This window comes from Phyllobacterium sp. SYP-B3895, from assembly GCF_009647635.1.
Classification (GTDB): Bacteria; Pseudomonadota; Alphaproteobacteria; order Rhizobiales; family Rhizobiaceae; genus Phyllobacterium; species Phyllobacterium pellucidum.
In genome coordinates this window covers 658,803-675,459 of record NZ_WJIG01000004.1, presented here as the reverse complement: position 1 = coordinate 675,459, position 16,657 = coordinate 658,803, and the positions used below count along the sequence as shown (strand labels likewise).

The 16,657-nt window shown below is 57.6% G+C and carries 19 protein-coding genes; 8 read left to right on the top strand and 11 right to left on the bottom strand.

Annotated elements, in window-relative coordinates; translation table 11 throughout:
• Positions 1 to 6: 6 nt before the first annotated feature.
• Together GF108_RS20850 and GF108_RS20845 are read right to left on the bottom strand one after the other, a co-directional pair.
• A complete protein-coding gene (locus GF108_RS20850; RefSeq protein ID WP_153670229.1) occupies positions 7 to 1,053 on the bottom strand; it encodes a DUF3095 family protein in 1,047 nt (348 codons plus the stop codon).
• Positions 1,054 to 1,131: 78 nt separating this feature from the next.
• Entirely contained in the window at positions 1,132 to 1,527 is a 396-nt protein-coding gene (locus tag GF108_RS20845) for an Ohr family peroxiredoxin (protein ID WP_153670228.1), read from the bottom strand.
• Positions 1,528 to 1,672: 145 nt separating this feature from the next.
• On the opposite strand from GF108_RS20845, the gene GF108_RS20840 reads away from it, so the two are divergent.
• The 7 genes from GF108_RS20840 (at position 1,673) to GF108_RS20810 (ending at position 6,134) form a co-directional block, all read left to right on the top strand.
• On the top strand, positions 1,673 to 2,206 hold the full coding sequence (locus GF108_RS20840) for a MarR family winged helix-turn-helix transcriptional regulator (RefSeq protein WP_153670227.1): 534 nt from the start codon (positions 1,673 to 1,675) through the stop codon (positions 2,204 to 2,206).
• A 134-nt stretch (positions 2,207 to 2,340) separates the two neighbouring features.
• On the top strand, positions 2,341 to 2,574 hold the full coding sequence (locus GF108_RS20835; RefSeq protein ID WP_113281076.1) for an AbrB/MazE/SpoVT family DNA-binding domain-containing protein: 234 nt from the start codon (positions 2,341 to 2,343) through the stop codon (positions 2,572 to 2,574).
• On the top strand, positions 2,571 to 2,975 hold the full coding sequence (locus GF108_RS20830) for a type II toxin-antitoxin system VapC family toxin (protein WP_370462246.1): 405 nt from the start codon (positions 2,571 to 2,573) through the stop codon (positions 2,973 to 2,975). Before GF108_RS20835 ends, GF108_RS20830 begins: the two co-directional genes overlap by 4 nt.
• A 125-nt stretch (positions 2,976 to 3,100) precedes the next feature.
• On the top strand, positions 3,101 to 3,856 hold the full coding sequence (locus GF108_RS20825; RefSeq protein ID WP_153670226.1) for an SDR family oxidoreductase: 756 nt from the start codon (positions 3,101 to 3,103) through the stop codon (positions 3,854 to 3,856).
• Positions 3,857 to 3,899: 43 nt separating this feature from the next.
• Positions 3,900 to 4,307, top strand: coding sequence for a cupin domain-containing protein (locus GF108_RS20820; RefSeq protein ID WP_153670225.1), 408 nt, complete (start codon positions 3,900 to 3,902; stop codon positions 4,305 to 4,307).
• 48 nt (positions 4,308 to 4,355) lie between these two features.
• Complete coding sequence (locus GF108_RS20815; RefSeq protein ID WP_153670224.1) at positions 4,356 to 5,624, top strand: cytochrome b N-terminal domain-containing protein; 1,269 nt, start codon at positions 4,356 to 4,358, stop codon at positions 5,622 to 5,624.
• 222 nt (positions 5,625 to 5,846) lie between these two features.
• Positions 5,847 to 6,134 carry a glycine zipper 2TM domain-containing protein gene (locus GF108_RS20810; RefSeq protein ID WP_153670223.1) on the top strand — a complete coding sequence of 96 codons (288 nt, stop codon included), beginning with the start codon at positions 5,847 to 5,849 and terminating at the stop codon, positions 6,132 to 6,134.
• A gap of 13 nt (positions 6,135 to 6,147) precedes the next feature.
• On the opposite strand, the gene GF108_RS20805 is transcribed toward GF108_RS20810, so the two are convergent.
• The 7 genes from GF108_RS20805 to GF108_RS20775 are packed head-to-tail and all read right to left on the bottom strand — an operon-like array spanning position 6,148 to position 11,675.
• Positions 6,148 to 9,234: a proton-conducting transporter membrane subunit gene (locus tag GF108_RS20805; protein ID WP_153670222.1), complete on the bottom strand. Its 3,087-nt coding sequence runs from the start codon at positions 9,232 to 9,234 to the stop codon at positions 6,148 to 6,150.
• Positions 9,228 to 9,596 (bottom strand): sodium:proton antiporter, encoded by a 369-nt coding sequence (locus tag GF108_RS20800; protein ID WP_153670221.1) that lies wholly within the window; start codon positions 9,594 to 9,596, stop codon positions 9,228 to 9,230. Before GF108_RS20800 ends, GF108_RS20805 begins: the two co-directional genes overlap by 7 nt.
• Before the next feature lie 21 nt (positions 9,597 to 9,617).
• Positions 9,618 to 10,301, bottom strand: coding sequence for a hydrogen gas-evolving membrane-bound hydrogenase subunit E (gene mbhE, locus GF108_RS20795; RefSeq protein ID WP_153670220.1), 684 nt, complete (start codon positions 10,299 to 10,301; stop codon positions 9,618 to 9,620).
• Entirely contained in the window at positions 10,298 to 10,642 is a 345-nt protein-coding gene (gene mnhG / locus GF108_RS20790) for a monovalent cation/H(+) antiporter subunit G (RefSeq protein ID WP_153670219.1), read from the bottom strand. Before mnhG ends, mbhE begins: the two co-directional genes overlap by 4 nt.
• On the bottom strand, positions 10,639 to 10,884 hold the full coding sequence (locus GF108_RS20785; RefSeq protein WP_153670218.1) for a hydrogenase subunit MbhD domain-containing protein: 246 nt from the start codon (positions 10,882 to 10,884) through the stop codon (positions 10,639 to 10,641). The genes mnhG and GF108_RS20785 overlap by 4 nt, the downstream gene beginning before the upstream one ends.
• 4 nt (positions 10,885 to 10,888) lie before the next feature.
• A complete protein-coding gene (locus tag GF108_RS20780; protein ID WP_027232784.1) occupies positions 10,889 to 11,149 on the bottom strand; it encodes a monovalent cation/H+ antiporter complex subunit F in 261 nt (86 codons plus the stop codon).
• Positions 11,142 to 11,675 (bottom strand): Na+/H+ antiporter subunit E, encoded by a 534-nt coding sequence (locus tag GF108_RS20775; RefSeq protein WP_153670217.1) that lies wholly within the window; start codon positions 11,673 to 11,675, stop codon positions 11,142 to 11,144. The genes GF108_RS20780 and GF108_RS20775 overlap by 8 nt, the downstream gene beginning before the upstream one ends.
• A 291-nt stretch (positions 11,676 to 11,966) precedes the next feature.
• Between GF108_RS20775 and GF108_RS20770 the strand changes: the two genes are divergently transcribed.
• Positions 11,967 to 13,397 (top strand): basic amino acid/polyamine antiporter, encoded by a 1,431-nt coding sequence (locus GF108_RS20770; RefSeq protein WP_153670216.1) that lies wholly within the window; start codon positions 11,967 to 11,969, stop codon positions 13,395 to 13,397.
• Between the two features lie 62 nt (positions 13,398 to 13,459).
• Here GF108_RS20770 and arcA read toward each other — a convergent pair whose 3' ends face one another.
• Together arcA and GF108_RS20760 are read right to left on the bottom strand one after the other, a co-directional pair.
• The gene (gene arcA, locus GF108_RS20765; RefSeq protein WP_153670215.1) at positions 13,460 to 14,722 is read right to left on the bottom strand and encodes an arginine deiminase; all 1,263 of its coding nucleotides are present in this window, start codon (positions 14,720 to 14,722) and stop codon (positions 13,460 to 13,462) included.
• Between the two features lie 21 nt (positions 14,723 to 14,743).
• Positions 14,744 to 16,177 carry a basic amino acid/polyamine antiporter gene (locus GF108_RS20760; RefSeq protein ID WP_153670214.1) on the bottom strand — a complete coding sequence of 478 codons (1,434 nt, stop codon included), beginning with the start codon at positions 16,175 to 16,177 and terminating at the stop codon, positions 14,744 to 14,746.
• Positions 16,178 to 16,657 lie beyond the last annotated feature (480 nt).

Here is a 16,657-nt window from a genome sequence, read left to right as displayed (position 1 = left end):
CGGTGACTAACCCCTGCCCGACGTTGGCGTTTCACGGCGCTCAGCTGCTTCAAGCATCTGAGCCGCCTTGGTATAGCCCCCGCCCAATCCGTCGAGGAAATGCAAATGCGAATTGGGCTGTCCCGATGGTACCAGACAGGTCATCAGGGCATGCGACTGTCGATGCAATCCGAAGTTGATTTCGCCGCGCGCCCTTGCCTCGATGAGCAAGGCTTCCACTGTCTCGATTTGTTCGGTTGTGCAATCCAGCGTCAGGCGCAACCCATCGTCAAACTTGCGGAAATCGGAATTGGAAGCGATCTCCGTCCACATTTTCGCATCGATGTATTTCTTGCTGTCCCTTGGGATGCCGATCTCCTCGGGAAGCGGATGAGAGCGGCGCGAACCGGTATCGAAGACTGCAAGGACCGCTCGCGCGACCTTGGCGAAGGCTTCGGGGTGCGTATTTTCCGACGGCTCTACCAGAAGTGACAGGATCTCCCCTCGCCGGCTGGGAAAGGGTGTCCAGTCGCAGGTAAGCCCAGACAGGTCAGGCTTGGTGTTGTCTGTACCCTGCTCGACGAGAAAACGCCCGCCCTTGATCTGCTGCTCGGCCCATTTCACCCCGCCTCCGGCAAACATAGCATAGGTGGCCTGTTCCGACGCCGCGTAGCGGGCGATTCTGACATCGCGTCCAGCGGCGCGAATGTCTCCAATGGGCACCAGGCCAGTTCGCAACTTGAGATTGAGATCGCTTTGCGCAAATCTTGAGACCTGCCGCATCACCGATGTTGCGATCCTATGGCCGTGTGGCGGCAACGCGAACGCGGCGCCGTCGCCGCGAAACACAAACGGAAAATCGAACGACCCCCAAGCATTGCCGAGCGCGGCTATGATCGTCGCCCCGGCGTAGTTTACGTCTTCATATCGCCCTGCCTCGATCGCAGAGGTTGAATCGATGACGTCCGTTATTCCGATGATCCAATCGTCCGGCAAAGCCTCATAGATGGCGGGGTCGAGCACGCGTGAAAACTCGCTGTAGGCCGGGCTTGACCTTCCATTGTCATCGATCATCGAACGCGCTCCTGTTGGGATGTCACTTTTATCAAAGTGGTCGGCCTGCCATGTTTGAACAGACCGACCGATCTGGCCTCATATGAGTTTGGTCGCAACTTCAATATTGCCGTGCACTGCCTTGGAATACGGGCAAATCGTATGAGCCGCTTCGAGCAACTCTTCGGCCAGAGCGCGGTCGATTCCCGGCACGCTTACATTGAGTCGCGCCCGGAGAAAATAGGAGCCCTCGTCGACATTCAGGTCGATTTCGGCGTCAACTTCAGTCGCTGCTGGAAGCTTGATATTCCTTTGGGCGGCGGCGACCTCAATCGCTCCCATGTAGCAAGCGGACCAAGCGGCGCCGAATAGATTTTCGGCGGCAGGATGCGGCTGCGGCACTTTGAGGTCCAGCTTGCCGTCGCTACTGCGCGTGCTGCCGTCGCGCCCGCTCGTGTTATGGGTCTTTCCAGTAAAAAGGAGCTTCTCGGTCATCGTCAAATCCTCGCGTTATTATCTCGTATCCGATTCTTTCGGATGCGATGTAAATAGCCGGATGCAACCCTAATGTCAATACCATTGCGATTTAATCGTATGCGATCTATATAGGATCAATCCAAATTATGTCCCAGGAGGCGTCATGTCTGTTTCGAAAGCCAAAGGCACGGACTTGACCGCGCCTTCTTCTACGGTGCCCGCCAATGAGCGCCGACAGCTATCGAATTTTCTGTGTTTCGCGGTTTACTCGGCGAATTTGGCGTTTGGCCGTGCGTACAAACCCATCCTCGACAAGCTTGGCCTGACCTATACCCAATATATCACTCTGGTCGCGCTTTCCGAAGGGGACGATCTGACCGTTGGCGCGCTTGGTGAGAAATTATTTCTCGAATCCAATACGCTGACGCCCATTCTCAAGAAACTCGAGACAACAGGCTATCTGCAACGTCGCCGCGATCCAGCGGACGAACGGCAGGTGCGCGTGAGCCTACTGCCTGCGGGACGGAAACTTCTCGATAAAATCCCTGCCGCGTCGGTTGTTGACGCCACCGGCCTCGGTGAGGATTTTCCAGAAGTGCAGAAATCGGTGACGAAACTGCGCGACAACCTTTTGCGGGCGACGCAAGGCCGCAGCGGCACGGCGTCAGAGGACGATGACCGCGAATCCGGCACATAGAGCGGTATGTCGATGATCCGCCCGTGGCATGTGGCTGACCCTGGCTTCTGGATGGCTATTGCCTCCACTGGCGGCTTGAATCCCCCACCGAAAAGTAATACCTTCTGCGACAGGAGCATTACCAGAGGCAGAAAATGACCACCACCGTGACGACGAAAGGGCAAGTGACGATCCCCAAGCCCGTGCGTGACTTCCTGGGAATTGGGCCGGGGAGCAAGGTCGATTTTCACCGGGCGGTCGATGGCAGCGTCGTCATTACCCGCGCCGACAACAAGCAGCCGAAGAGCCGTTTTGGGAGCCTGCGCGGCCACGCTGGTTCGGGTCTCGATACGGATGCAATCCTTGCCCTCACCCGCGGTGAGAAGTGATCCTCGTTGATACCAATGTGTTGCTCGATCTTGTCACCAACGACCCGAAATGGGCCGACTGGTCGATCGCGCAGTTGGAGGCCGCGTCGTTGCGGGGCCCCCTGCTGATCAACGACGTTGTCTACGCCGAACTTGCGGTTCGCTACAATCGCATCGAACACCTCGACGCGTTCATTGATGAGGCCGGACTGGAAATAATACCAATGCCGAGAGAAGCGCTCTTCCTTGCCGGTAAAGTCTTCTTGCAATATCGCAAGGCAGGGGGGGCCCGCACAGGCGTGCTGCCTGACTTTTTCATAGGAGCCCAGGCGGCCGTGGCCCGGTTGACTTTGCTTACGCGTGACGTCGGACGATACCGTACCTACTTTCCAACACTGACGCTGGTGACACCCGGCAGCTAGATCACTCCTATAATTAGGCATGATGCTGCTAACCAATGCGGTTAGGTCGCTACGCCCCGCGTATTATAGAATGATTTTGTCTCTCCATTCATTGTCGAAAACGCCGACAACGAAGGAGATAAGTTATGAAGATTGTCATTATTGGTGGGACCGGGCTCATCGGGTCGAAGACTGCGCTACGCCTGCGCAATAAGGGACACGAGGTGCTCGCCGTGTCGCCAAACACCGGTGTGAACACCATCACAGGTGAAGGCCTGGCGGAAGCGCTCGTCGGCGCCGAGGTCGTCGTCGACCTGGCAAACGCGCCTTCATGGGAAGACAAGGCTGTGCTTGAGTTCTTCGAAACGTCGGGCCGCAACCTGCTCGCCGCCGCAGCCAAGGCCGGCGTAAAGCACCACGTCGCCCTGTCGATCGTCGGAACGGAACGGCTGCCTGAAAATGGCTATTTCCGGGCCAAACTTGCCCAGGAAAAACTCATCAAAGAATCGCCAATTCCATACACGGTCGTCCATTCCACCCAGTTTTTTGAGTTCCTGAAGGGCATCGCCGATGAGGCGACAGTCGGCACCGTCGCTCGTCTTTCTCCCGCAGCTTTCCAGCCCATCGCCTCGGACGACGTTGCCGATGTGATGGCCGATGTCGCCACCGGCAAGCCCCTCAACGGAACGATGGAAATTGCAGGGCCTGAGCGCGCTCCCATGAACGCGATCATTGCCCGGTATCTGCAAGCCGCCAACGATCCTCGAACGGTCGAGGCAGACGTGCATGCGCGCTATTTTGGGTCTGAGCTCAACGATCAGTCGATCGTGCCTGGCGAGGGTGCACGGATCGGCAAGATCACCTTCCAGGACTGGTTCCGCCAGGCCCAACAGCCAAAGTAAGCCACCCATCTATTTGCGTTCAACAACCTAAGGGATCACGACAATGAAATCAGCTTTGTTGAGGCTATTTGTATCCGCCGCCGTTTGTCTCGTTGGCACCTTGCCGTCGGTCGCCGCTGGCGACACTGCAAAAGTCACGCCGCTCATGAAAAAGGACCTCCCGAACTATCCCGGCAAGGAGGGCTTGATGATCTCGGTCGAATATGGCCCGGGTGGCTCATCACCTATTCACAAACACGAAGCAAACGCATTCGTCTATGTGCTTGAGGGTTCAATCGTGATGCAGGTCAAGGGAGAAAAGGAAGTCACCGTGTCGCCGGGCGAGACCTTCTACGAGAGTCCTGACGACATTCACCTGATCAGCCGCAATGCCAGCAAGACCAAACCGGCGAAATTCATCGTCGTGCTGCTGAAGAAAAAGGATGCCCCGGTTGTCATGCCGGTGAAATAAACTGCGCGAGACACAACGCTAAAGGTTAGGGTAACGGGGAGAAATGCGATGCGGGGTGTGGGTTCGCCGTATACGCCAAAGACATCCATCGAGCGCTGGCTGGATGCCCGCATGCCGCTGCCCCGGCTGGTGTACGATTCGTTCATCATCTACCCCGTCCCGCGCAATCTGAACTACGCCTATTCCTTCGGCGGCATTCTCACGGTCATGCTGGTTTCGCAGATCCTGACCGGCGTCGTCCTGGCGATGCATTATGCTCCCAATACTGTGCTCGCCTTCGATTCAGTCGAAAAGATCATGCGTGACGTGAATTCCGGCTGGCTGTTGCGCTATCTGCATTCGAACGGTGCGTCGTTCTTCTTCATCGCAGTCTATATTCATATCGGCAGGGGCCTTTACTATGGCTCCTTCAAGTCGCCGCGCGAGCTTTTGTGGGTCCTCGGCTGCACCAACTTCCTGTTGATGATGGCGACGGCCTTCATGGGCTACGTGCTGCCCTGGGGACAGATGTCGTTCTGGGGCGCCACCGTCATCACCAACTTCTTCACCGCCATACCGGTGGCAGGCCGGTGGGTACGGCAACTGTTGTTGGGGGGTTTCGCCGTCGACAATCCCACCCTCAACCGCTTCTTTGCGCTGCACTACTTGCTGCCATTCATGCTTGTCGGCGTGGTGACCTTGCATGTCTGGGCCTTGCATGTGGTCGGCCAGAACAACCCGATCGGCATTGACGTAAAGTCGAGCGCCGACGTCGTTGACTTTACGCCCCACGCAACAGTTAAGGACGCGCTTGGAATTGTCGTTTTCTCGCTCGTATTGGCCTATTTCGTCTTCTATATGCCGAACTTTCTCGGCCATCCGGACAATTACACGGTTGCCGAGCCACTGAAGACGCCGGCACACATCGTGCCTGAATGGTACTTCCTCCCGTTCTACGCCATCTTGCGTGCCATCACGTTCAGCATTGGACCGATCGATTCGAAGCTCGGCGGCGTATTGGCCATGTTCGCCGCGATCGCCGTGTTGTTTTTCGTACCGTGGCTCGACACGTCAAAGGTGCGCTCGGCGGTGTACCGTCCTTGGTACAGGCTGTTCTTTGCGCTCTTCGTCGCCAACGGCCTCTTCCTCGGCTGGCTGGGCTCACGGCCGCCGGAAGGCGTTTACGTCATCCTGTCCCAGTTCGCGACGCTCTACTATTTCGCATTCTTCATCGTCATCATGCCGCTGCTGGGGCTCATCGAAACACCGCGTCGACTGCCGAATTCGATAACCGAAGCTGTCCTCGAGCAAACAAGGCAGGCAGCAGAACGGGACTGAAGACATAAATCGCAATAGACTTTGGCGATGCGCCAACCCTGGCGAATTTTGCGGACGGCCGGCATGTCAAGTTCACGGTGCCTTTGCTGAGAATCCGCAGACTAGGCCTGGCGTCCATTTCTTCGGCATGCGTTGCTTGGGGAAAGCGATCCTTGTTGACGTTGGTGCTTCCTGAACATTGAACTCACTAGCGAACGAAACGAATTTCTCGAGGAGGTCGTCATGAAATCGTTGAATGTGGCCATTCTTGTTGTAAGCGCAACTGCATTGCTTTCGGCCTGTGCCACGAACGAACAGGATCGGCGTGCAGGAACTGGCGCAGTGGTCGGTGCGGGCGTCGGCGCCGTTGCCGGCCAAGCCATCGGCAACAATACGCGCAGCACCGTGGGTGGCGCTGCTGGGGGTGCCCTCCTTGGCGCTGTCGTTGGTACAGCATCGACGCCGAGCCAGGACCGGAGCAAGTGCCGTTATCGGCGCAGCGACGGCACGATCTTCATCGCGCCCTGCTGAGCGCAGATCGGCGCTAGTGGCCGATCGTCCCGACCGCAATAATAACGATGACATACCAAAGGACGCATAGGCAGTAGGTTTGGCCGTTTCCGGTATAGACCTTTCTGACCCCGTCCGCAGCGCCTAGCGTTAACGCCGACACACCGCGCCAGAATGTGATCGCGACCGGCTTCAACACGCGCGCAAGCGTCGGCTGATAGAATGCGTAAAAGACCGCGACGCCCGTCGTCGGGGTCCTGCGGTAGCCGTATACGTAGCGAAGCCAGACCACGAAGAAGAGGACCGCGGCAAGCGCCACCGTTATCGCCATGACGGGTAGCGGATTCCAGTAACCGTAAATGGTTTCGAGCGACATGCCTTCCCACACCAGCGTCGATGCAAAGGTCGGGTCGATCGCCGCGGATACTGGCTCCATGAAGATCTTCGGGAAAAAGGTCAAAGCCAGTATGGCTGCGACCAGCACATACTGCGGTATAAGCAACGCCAGGGGCGCTTCCTGAACAGCGTCAAGTCCGGCCCTTCGCTCCCCGAGAAAAACCGAATAGGCCAGGCGGAACATGTAGAGGAAGCCGACGAACGTCGCGACGACAGCCATCGCTGCCAGTCCGTACCAGCCCTTCTCCACCAGGGCGCTGAGCAGCAGCCATTTTCCCCCGAAACCGGCAAGCGGCGGCAGGCCTGACATTGAGATGAGCGCCGTGGCGACGGCCGCAAAAGTGAAAGGCATGTTGCGCACCAATCCGCCGCTTCCATCGATCAGACGCGTTCCGGTTCGCAGGATGATGCCGGCTGCGGCAAGGAATAAAATGCCTTTCACCATCATGTGGTTGGCGACGAGATAAAGCGCTGTGACCCAGCCGAGATGGCTCATCAGTGCGATGGCAGTGACAATATAGCCGAGTTGACTCATGCTCGAATAGGCCAGCATGCGCTTCATGTCATTCTGCTGCAACGCCATCAGAGCCCCGAATACGGTTGTCAGCAGGCCGACCCAACCCACGACATGCGCCATGTCGAGCCCGATCTGCGAGCGAATGGCCAGATATGTGACTGAAAACAGTCCAAAGATGGCGACCTTGCTGACGACAGCTGACAACATCGCCGAAAGGTCGTCGTCGGCTTCCGCATAGGCGCCCGGTAGCCAGACATGGACACCAGCGGCACCCGCTTTGATGAGGAAGCCGATTGCCAGCAGGACGAATGCCGGCCAGGCATCGTTTCCGGCTGCGCCAAACGCAGCAAGATCCATCGTACCATTGGCGGCAGCGGCAATGGCAAAGCCAGTGAGCAGGCAGAAGGCAGAAGCAATGGAAAACAACAGGAATGGCAGCGCGTAAGCATGTGCGCCGCGCGCTTGGGCGATCAGGAAATAGGACGCGAGCGTGATCATCTCCCAGCTGAAGAAAAATTCGAGGCTGGTTTTCATCCGCAGAAGCGCTGCGATGGAAAGCAGCAGGAGCGCCATGAGTGGGTAATAACCCGGGCGAGGATCGGTGCGATAAAGACTTGCCGCAGCGACGACCAGACCGCCTGCAAGAAGCAGCACCGCAAACAGCCGGCTTATGCCCTCTGCGGGAGAAATGATCCACACGCCAACGACAAGAACGAGGACGAGCATCAACACGGATTTCAATCGGCCCGGAAGCCGGTCGAGTAGACAAAGAAAGCCCGCCCCGCCAAGCGGCGCAAACAGCCAGAGAGAGGCGGCACCTGAAAGGCTTGCCGCGATATAGCCGGAAAGGCAGAGAAGCAGGGCACACATTCCCGCCGGTACGAGATGACCGGGCGAGACGTCCACGATCTCCACTTCCGGCGCGGCACGGGTCGCCTGCTTGAACCAGCGGAACATATACGCGATCTCGAAAAGCGATCCGACCAGAATAACGGCGATCCATCCATACTGCCCGGCATTGGCCACTCTCATGACCAGTTCCCACTTGGACCAGAACCCCGGAAAAGGCGGAAGGCCGCCAATGGCAAGGAGCAGCATGGCGAAGACCAGCAGGAGTAGCGGACGTCCGGCGATGGCAGCCCAGCCATTGACCTTATCCCGGTCGACAGCGCCTGCCAGAAAGAAGAGACCGGCCTTTGCCAAGAGGTGATTGACGAAGAGACCGCCAACCACAAGCGGCATCGACGCGTCGGAGCCAAGCTGCCGCATCAGCGCAAGCGCGAGCGTCAGCAATCCCATTTGTGCCATCGACGAATAGCCGAGGATGCGCTGAACATTGGTCTGGCGCAGCCCTGCGAGGTTGGAGAACAGAAACGTGGCGCCCCCCGAAACCGCAATAAGTGTGAGAAAATCGTCAAAAAGCGGGAGCAATTTGAACAGGGCAAAGAACACGCCTGCCGAGACCACACCGGACACGAGCGCCGCGATGCCGCTCGACGCTGACTCGTAAACATCGAGGCCCCAGCCATTGGCAGGAAACGGCTTCAATTCGATAAGAAGGCAGGCGAGCACGAGCAGAAGTGCCGTCGTTCCGATCGGGCCCGCTATCTGGTCACGGTGAACGATCAGATCATCGATGTTGAGCGTGCCGGTCACATGATAAAGCAGGACGGTTCCAAGCAGGAAAAAGGTCGATGCAAGCACAGTCGCCAGAATGTATTTGAAGCCGGCGGCGAGCGCGGCGGGGGTCCCGTAGAAGCCCAACAGGCCATAGGTCGCGATCGATACAATTTCCAGGAACACGAACAAGTTGAACAGATCACGCGTCATCACCATGCCGTTCACGCCCATGATCAGCAGCAGAAAGAGCAACAGGGCTGCGTAACTTTGACGGAGCTGGCCCCACAGGTGCCAAGCAGCCAGAAGCCCGACAATGTTGATGCTGAAGGCACAGATGGCTTCCCAAGGGCCAATGCGTAGATTGATCGAATAGGGTGGCACATTGCCGGCCGTAAAACTCTCCAGCGCAGGCTGCCCATGATAAACCGCCCACAGGCAGGCAGCACTGATGGCTGTCATCCCAACAAGTGCAAGGCCGAACGCGACCGCGGGCAAAGGCTTGGCGATCCGGTAAAGCAGCGGGATAAGAAAGCTGCCGCCAAGGCCGAACAGGAAAATGTTCAGCGGTTGCAACAACGCCTCTACCATTTCGACTCCGTGAAGGCGTCGATATCAAGCGTCTTCTTTGCATCGTACAGGCGTATCGCGAAGGACAACATGATCGCAGTGACGGAAAAACCGATCACGATGGCGGTGACAACCAGCGCCGACGGAACAGGGTCCACAGCGTTCGCCGCAGCGTCGGCCTTTTCCAATGCGGCATCGATGATTGGCGCAGTACCTCCGGTCACATATCCGGTTGCCACCATGACGATGTGAATGCCGGTGTCGATCAGCGAAAACCCGATGATGATGCGCAGGATATTGCGGTGGGCAAATATTCCCCAAAATCCGATCAGGATCAAAAGAAACCCCGTAACGAGCAAAATTTGCGAAACCGGCAGTCCCATCAACGTACCTCGCCTGCCATGTCAGCTTCGGAACCGATCGATGACGACACTCAGCTCCGCGCCGACCTTGATGCCAAGCAGTGCCGATATCACCGGGATCGCCCCAGCGCTGACGAACGTGCCAAATTTACCGAGCGGGAGAATATGGCTGTCGAGAAATCCGCCAGCAAAAACAATGCCGAGGACGCCTATCGAGACATAAATTACGCCTGCGAGCGACTCCGTCACGCTGAGGAAGCCGTGATGGAGTTGGCTGGCCGGGCTCGCCAGCATCAGCAACATGACGCCGGATGCCACCACAGCGCCGCCTTGAAAACCACCGCCGGCTGAAAGATGGCCGTTCATGATCACATAGGTGCCAAAGAGGAAAATGAGCGGCAAGATCACTTCAGCTCCGGTGCGAACGAGCTCGCTCGGTTCGCGCCCTCCGGCACTTGGCGCATCTTGCCCAGTCTTGCTTTTGAGGAGCACGCCAACACTCGCAGCCACCATGAAAAGTACGGCCACTTCCCCAAGCGTATCGAAGCCACGATAGGTGATCAGGATTCCGGTCACCACATTCGGCGCACCAAGTTCGCGCGGGACCTGCGTGAGATAGTATTCAGCAAGCGGCGATATCGTCTGGCGTTCGGTATATCCTGTAATCAGGCAGAAAAAGATCACCCCCAACATGATCACAGCGAGAATGGCGAAGCTTCGTTTCATTGGGCGCCCTTCCCTTTCTGATCGTTCTCCGCGTCACGCAATGCGTCGGTGAAGGTCGACGCTGCCATTGGAATGCCGATCCTGTGAGCGGCACGCGAAAGTGCGTGGGATGACAGGGGATTCGTCATCAGCACGAAATAGGCAACAATCAGCAGCTTCAGGCTCCAATCGGGGTGGTAAAAGCCCAGCCCGACAAGAACGAGAATGTTGCCGAGTGTCGATGCCTTGGTGCCGGCCTGTATGCGCGTGAAAGCATCGGGCATGCGCAAAAGACCGAGCCCGGCGGAAAACAGAAAAAATGCACCGGCAAGGATTATGATACTGCCGATCAGTTCCATCATGGCTCTCTCCCGCCATCGGTCTTGAGCATCGTATAGAGGAAGATCAGGGTCGCTAGTCCAGAACCGATAGCCGCCTCTGCCATCGCCACATCGGGAGCCGCAAGCAATACGTAGGAGACGGCGGCAAACAAGCTGGCAAGGCCCGCGCTGATCATCGCGGCGAGCAGGTTGCTGAGCCAAACGGCAAGGACGCCGCTCACAAGGATGCCGGCACAAACGAGGATCACCAGAAGTTCCAGCATGGCGCTACGACCTCCGCTCGAGGTAACGCGCGATTGCAAGCACTGCAAGAAAGCTCAGAAGGCCATAGACGAGCGCCACGTCGATATAGACGAAACGGCCCGACAAGTGGGCGTAAAGGGCGATAAGCGAGATTGAGACAACCGTCAGCATGTCGATGGCAACGACCCTGTCGACGATCGTGCGCCCGATGACGAGCCGGATGATACCGCATGTGATGCTCAGGAAGATCAGGGCACCGGCAATCTTCAGGATGATATCAGCCAAAGACCGCTCCCAGATGTTTCTCGAAGGGCGCTGCGATCATTTCAGTCGCAAGCCCTGGATCGACGGTCTTGACGTCCAGCCAGTGAATGAAAATCACATCGTCTTGGATATCCATGACCAGGGAGCCGGGAGTGAGCGCAATTGAGTTGGCAAGAGCCAGACGTCCTATCGGCGATTTGAGCCCCGTATTGATCTTGACGATGCCGGGGTGAATGTCGATGCGCGGCGAATAGACATAACGCAGCATATTCAGATTGGCCTTCACCAACTCCACAAAGAAGACACCGGTATAGGCAATGAAATGGACCACGCTTTTCGGGGTCAATATCACCTGCCACCAGGTGCCGCTGCGACGCATGAAGATCCAGTCGATGACCACTGCGATCACGGCGCCAGTGAGGACGACCGGAAGCTCGATACTGGCATTCATGATCAGCCAAAGCGCAAACAGCAGCAGCCAGAGGCTGATCGAGCCCAAGGGCGAAGGTGCGACGCCATTGTGAGCTGTCCCACGGTCTGAAGCCATCGAAGCGACCCTCGTAGAAAATCGGGATGATGCAACCGGCTGGCAGTAGTTATGCCACGCATTAACCGGTTCTATTATAAGCGAATTTCTAGGAAGAATGCTTTCGAATTGTTGCTGGCTTTTTGGTTTTTATTTGCCGGAGGGACTGCTTTTGTTCTGGCGAATAGTATCCGGTGCAAAGGTTTGGGACTGGATGCCAATCACACCATCGCGGCCGAAAGTTAAAGTGATTGCGGGGTCGCCTGGCGGCCGGCACGATTCGGCGAAATCAGCATCTGCTTGTGGGGCGAAATGATATCGACATCCGAGACAAAATTCTCCGTATGGGCACTGATGGCCATGGTGGTCGGATCGATGGTCGGCGCAGGCATCTTCTCCCTGCCCCAAGGCTTCGGCCGCGTCACAGGGCCTTTCGGCGCATTGATCGCCTGGTCGATCGCCGGCGTCGGAATGCTCATGCTGGCCTTCGTGTTCCAGGTCCTTTCCCGCCGTAAACCGGACCTCGATGCCGGCATCTACGCATATGCCAAGGCCGGCTTCGGCAATTATCTCGGCTTCCTGTCGGCCCTCGGCTACTGGTCGGCAGCGTGCCTAGGCAATGTTTCGTATTTCGTGCTGATCAAATCGACGCTCGGCCTGTTCTTTCCGGTCTTCGGCGATGGCAATACGGTCATCGCCGTCGTCGCCTCATCCGTCATCCTGTGGAGTTTTCACACGCTGATCCTGAAGGGTGTGAAGGGGGCGGCGTCGATCAATACGATCGTCACCTTCGCCAAGATCATACCGATCCTTCTATTCATCGTCTTCGTCATCTACGGCTTCAAGGCAGACGTGTTTGCCCTCAATTTCTGGGGCGGCGAAGACGTCAGTTTCAGCAACATCGCCAGTCAGGTGCGCGGCACTATGTTGGTCACGGTCTTCGTGTTCGTCGGCATCGAAGGCGCAAGCGTTTACTCCCGCTACGCGCGCAACCGCAATGATGTCGGCGTGGCCACGGTTGTTGGCTTCCTCGGCGTGCTTTGCCTTCTCGTCCTCGTTACCATCCTGTCCTATGGCGTGATGTTGCGCACCGATCTTGCCCAGTTGCGCAACCCGTCGATGGCGGGCGTGCTCGAGGCGGTGGTCGGACCCTGGGGCGCGATATTCGTCAGCTTCGGCCTGCTGATTTCGGTTCTCGGCGCGTATCTATCGTGGGTGCTTCTTGCCGCGGAAATTCTCTTCTCCGCCTCGAAATACGAGACGATGCCGCGGTTTCTCTCCCATGAAAACAAGAATGGAGTGCCGTCGCATGCACTCTGGCTGACCAATATCATCGTGCAGTCGTTTCTGATCATCACGCTTTTCACTGAATATGCGTTTCGCCTCGCGATCGAGTTGACGAGTTCGATGATCCTCATCCCCTATCTGCTCGTGGCAGCCTACGGGTTCAAGCTTGCCTGGACAGGCGAAACCTATGACCGCGATCCCGCCGGCCACCGGACCGACCTGATCAGGGGCTTGGTTGCGCTCGTCTATACTTCAGGTCTCATCTATGCCGCAGGCGCCAAGCATCTTCTGCTCTCGCTTGTACTCTACGGCCCAGGCACGATCTTGTTCATCATGGCCCGGCGCGAGCAGGGCAGGAAGGTCTTTACACCAACAGAAATGATCATGTTCGCCATTGCGGCTCTCGGGGCGGCTATCGCGATTTTCGGCATCGCCACGGGACGCATCACCATCTGAATCAGCAAAAAAAATGGGCCGCTCCAAGCGGCCCCAGGGATAGTTCAGATAAGTCCGGCTAATCAGTAGTCGACCGGATCGCGGGCGATCGGGCAGGTCATGCAATGGCCGCCACCCCGGCCACGGCCAAGTTCGGCGCCACTGATGGTGATTACTTCGATGCCTTCCTTGCGCAGCAAAGTATTGGTGTAGGTGTTGCGGTCATAGGCATAAACGACACCCGGCGAAGCGCAAACGAGATTGGCGCCGCTGTCCCACTGCGTGCGTTCACGCATATAGTCGTTGCCGCCCGTCTCGACGACGCGCATTTTCTTGAGGCCAAGCGCATCGCGTACGGTCTCGACGAACGTGCCCTTGTCTTTGTGAAGTTCGACAGTTCCTTCCTTGTCGCCGGGGCGATAGGAGAAAGCGTCGATACCGTTGACGATATCCGGATAGAGCAGCACGCAATCGCGGTCGGCAAAGGTGAACACCGTATCGAGGTGCATTGCTGCCCGCAGCTTCGGCATGGCCGCAACGATCACGCGCTCGGCGGCACCTTTTTCGAAAAGCTTGGCCGCGAGCTGGCTGATAGCCTGGCGCGAGGTGCGCTCGCTCATGCCGATAAGAACATTGCCCTTGCCGATGGGCATGACATCGCCGCCTTCGAGCGTAGCGAGACCCCAATCCTCAGTCGGATCGCCCCACCAGACATTGACCTTGCCGGCAAAGCTCGGATGGAACTTGTAGATCGAGGTCGTGAGGATCGTCTCCTCATGGCGCGCAGGCCAGTAGAGCGGGTTCAAGGTAACGCCGCCATAGATCCAGCACGTCGTATCACGGGTATAGAGCGTATTGGGCAGTGGCGGCAGCAGATACTCATTGACGCCTGCAGCGTCCCTGACAAGTTTCAGCATCTCGCCGCCATGGGTCTCTGGAAACTCATAGGTGGAAAGGCCGCCGATGAGGGTCTCCGCCAGTTCGCGGTTGGAAAGTCCCTCGAGATAGCTGCGGATCTCGTCCACCAGTCCCAAGCCAACCTGATTGACGACAACCTGATTGTCGAGAATCCACTTCTTGCCTTCAGGAACCGCAACGGTCTCGGTAAGGAGATTATGCATTTCCAGCACTTCGATACCGCGGTCACGCATCTTGGTGATGAAATCGAAGTGATCGCGCTTGGCGGTATCGACCCAGAGCACATCGTCGAAGAGCAAGTTGTCGCAATTGCTGGGTGTCAGCCTTTGATGCGCGCGCCCCGGTGCGCATACCATGACTTTCCGCAGTTGCCCGACCTCGGAATGGACCCCGAAGTCGCTGGTTTGAGTATTTGGAGAAGCTGACATGGTTGTACCTCCCGAGGTAGCTTAAATTGTGATGTAGCCGGATATGAGCCCGATCAGCGCGGCGACACAGCCGATCGCTGCGGCAGCGAAAATCAACCAATCGACAGTTGTGTTGAATATGGGCTTGCCGCGTTCGCGGCGGGCCCAGAAATAGAGAATGGTTCCCGGCGCGTAGAGCAGCGCCGAAAGGAGTACGAATTTCAGTCCGCCCGCCGCAATCATGAACAGGGTGTAGACAGCGGCAACGCCGGCAACGATCAGATCGCGCTGGCGCTCCTCAGGCTTCTTTTCGTAGGTCTCCCCTCGCCGCGCCAGCATGACGCCATAAGCGGCGACGAAGAGATAGGGTATCAGCGACATGGCGCTGGTAAGGCTCAGCATCAGCGCAAAGGCGTCTCGCGACCAGTAGGTGCTGATGACGAAAAGCTGAACCACGATGTTTGTCAGCCACAACGCGGCCGCCGGAACCTTGTTTGAATTCTCGGTCCCGAACACCCTTGGCATATCCTCCTTCTGCGCGGCGATGTAGAGAACTTCCGCACAGACCAGCGACCAGGCGAGATAGGCGCCGAGCACCGAAATGATCACGCCGACGCTGATGAATATGGCGCCCCAGTGGCCGACGACGGCTTCGAGAACGCCGGCCATCGACGGCTGTCCCAGAGCCGCGATATCGGCGCGGGCCATGACCGAATAGGGTAGCAGCGACACCAGCACCATGAGCGTGGTGACGCCGATGAAGCCGAGGATGGTGGCGGTACCGACATCCGACCGTTTTGAGGCGTAGCGTGAGTAATTGCTCGCGCCCTCGATACCGAGGAACACGAAGACGGTGACCAGCATCGTTGCCCGCACCTGATCGAAGATGCGCGAGTCCGGCATGCCGACGCCGCCCCAGAAGTTGGCGCTGAACATGTCGCCCTTGAACATGACGATGAGGATCAGAATGAAGGTGAGGATGGGCACGATCTTCGCGACGGTGACGACCGTGTTGATGAACGCGGCCTGTTGGACGCCTCTCAGGATCGTAAAATGAAACAACCAGATGCCGATTGATGCGACGACGATGGCGACCACCGTATTGCCATCTCCGAAGACCGGGAAGAACAGTCCGAGCGTGGACTTGATCAGCACCCAGTAGGAGACGTTGCCGATGCAGCTGCCGATCCAGTAACCGAACGCCGAAAGGAAGCCCGGATAATCGCCGAAGCCCGCCTTGGCATAGGCGAAGACACCAGCATCGAGTTCGGGCTTGCGCTCGGCAAGCGACTGGAAAACGCGGGCAAGCATATACATGCCAGTCCCGGCAATGCACCAGGCGATGATCGCCCCGAAGGGACCCGTTGCGTTACCAAACGTGCGCGGTAGCGAGAAAATGCCGGCGCCCACCATCGACCCCACGACCATGGCAGTCAGCGCGAACAATGAGAACTTTTGAGTAGAACCTGAGGCCATGAGTTACCCCCCAAGAATTGGTCAGGTTAGGGGAGCGCAAGGTGTGGCTCCGTCAAAGATTATAGGAGGTTTCAATTCTCTATGTGATCAGCACAGAATCCCACGAATAGGCTGCGCGTCTCTAATTTTGCTGCCGTGGGCGGCTACGTCGGAGTATTGCGGACAAACGCCAGCAAATGCGATAGCGACAACACAAGGATGCCAACTGCAATGCGGCGGTTTCTGTCGCGCCGAGCATTACCCGGCGCAACGCAGCGCCTTTAAATCCCTGATCTTCATGCAAACTTCCGGTGGGCGAAAATCCCGCATGGTCCTGGGCCACGCTGAGCACTTAACGAGCGTGCGCCAACGCCAGCATCGCGGAGCATACCTCAAGGCCGCTTCTCGCACTGCGGAAATTGGGATTCCGGGCGGGCATTTGGGATTTCTGACCAATCACAAACGATTGGCAGACGTTATAGTCGAATGGCCCCGCAGACG

Excerpts from the sequence above, each read along its gene's own strand:
- GF108_RS20850 (WP_153670229.1), bottom strand. The coding sequence starts at position 1,053 with ATGATCGATGACAATGGAAGGTCAAGCCCGGCCTACAGCGAGTTTTCA.
- GF108_RS20845 (WP_153670228.1), bottom strand. The coding sequence starts at position 1,527 with ATGACCGAGAAGCTCCTTTTTACTGGAAAGACCCATAACACGAGCGGG.
- GF108_RS20840 (WP_153670227.1), top strand. The coding sequence starts at position 1,673 with ATGTCTGTTTCGAAAGCCAAAGGCACGGACTTGACCGCGCCTTCTTCT.
- GF108_RS20835 (WP_113281076.1), top strand. The coding sequence starts at position 2,341 with ATGACCACCACCGTGACGACGAAAGGGCAAGTGACGATCCCCAAGCCC.
- GF108_RS20825 (WP_153670226.1), top strand. The coding sequence starts at position 3,101 with ATGAAGATTGTCATTATTGGTGGGACCGGGCTCATCGGGTCGAAGACT.
- GF108_RS20820 (WP_153670225.1), top strand. The coding sequence starts at position 3,900 with ATGAAATCAGCTTTGTTGAGGCTATTTGTATCCGCCGCCGTTTGTCTC.
- GF108_RS20815 (WP_153670224.1), top strand. The coding sequence starts at position 4,356 with ATGCGGGGTGTGGGTTCGCCGTATACGCCAAAGACATCCATCGAGCGC.
- GF108_RS20810 (WP_153670223.1), top strand. The coding sequence starts at position 5,847 with ATGAAATCGTTGAATGTGGCCATTCTTGTTGTAAGCGCAACTGCATTG.
- GF108_RS20805 (WP_153670222.1), bottom strand. The coding sequence starts at position 9,234 with ATGGTAGAGGCGTTGTTGCAACCGCTGAACATTTTCCTGTTCGGCCTT.
- GF108_RS20800 (WP_153670221.1), bottom strand. The coding sequence starts at position 9,596 with ATGGGACTGCCGGTTTCGCAAATTTTGCTCGTTACGGGGTTTCTTTTG.
- mbhE (WP_153670220.1), bottom strand. The coding sequence starts at position 10,301 with ATGAAACGAAGCTTCGCCATTCTCGCTGTGATCATGTTGGGGGTGATC.
- mnhG (WP_153670219.1), bottom strand. The coding sequence starts at position 10,642 with ATGATGGAACTGATCGGCAGTATCATAATCCTTGCCGGTGCATTTTTT.
- GF108_RS20785 (WP_153670218.1), bottom strand. The coding sequence starts at position 10,884 with ATGCTGGAACTTCTGGTGATCCTCGTTTGTGCCGGCATCCTTGTGAGC.
- GF108_RS20775 (WP_153670217.1), bottom strand. The coding sequence starts at position 11,675 with ATGGCTTCAGACCGTGGGACAGCTCACAATGGCGTCGCACCTTCGCCC.
- GF108_RS20770 (WP_153670216.1), top strand. The coding sequence starts at position 11,967 with ATGATATCGACATCCGAGACAAAATTCTCCGTATGGGCACTGATGGCC.
- arcA (WP_153670215.1), bottom strand. The coding sequence starts at position 14,722 with ATGTCAGCTTCTCCAAATACTCAAACCAGCGACTTCGGGGTCCATTCC.
- GF108_RS20760 (WP_153670214.1), bottom strand. The coding sequence starts at position 16,177 with ATGGCCTCAGGTTCTACTCAAAAGTTCTCATTGTTCGCGCTGACTGCC.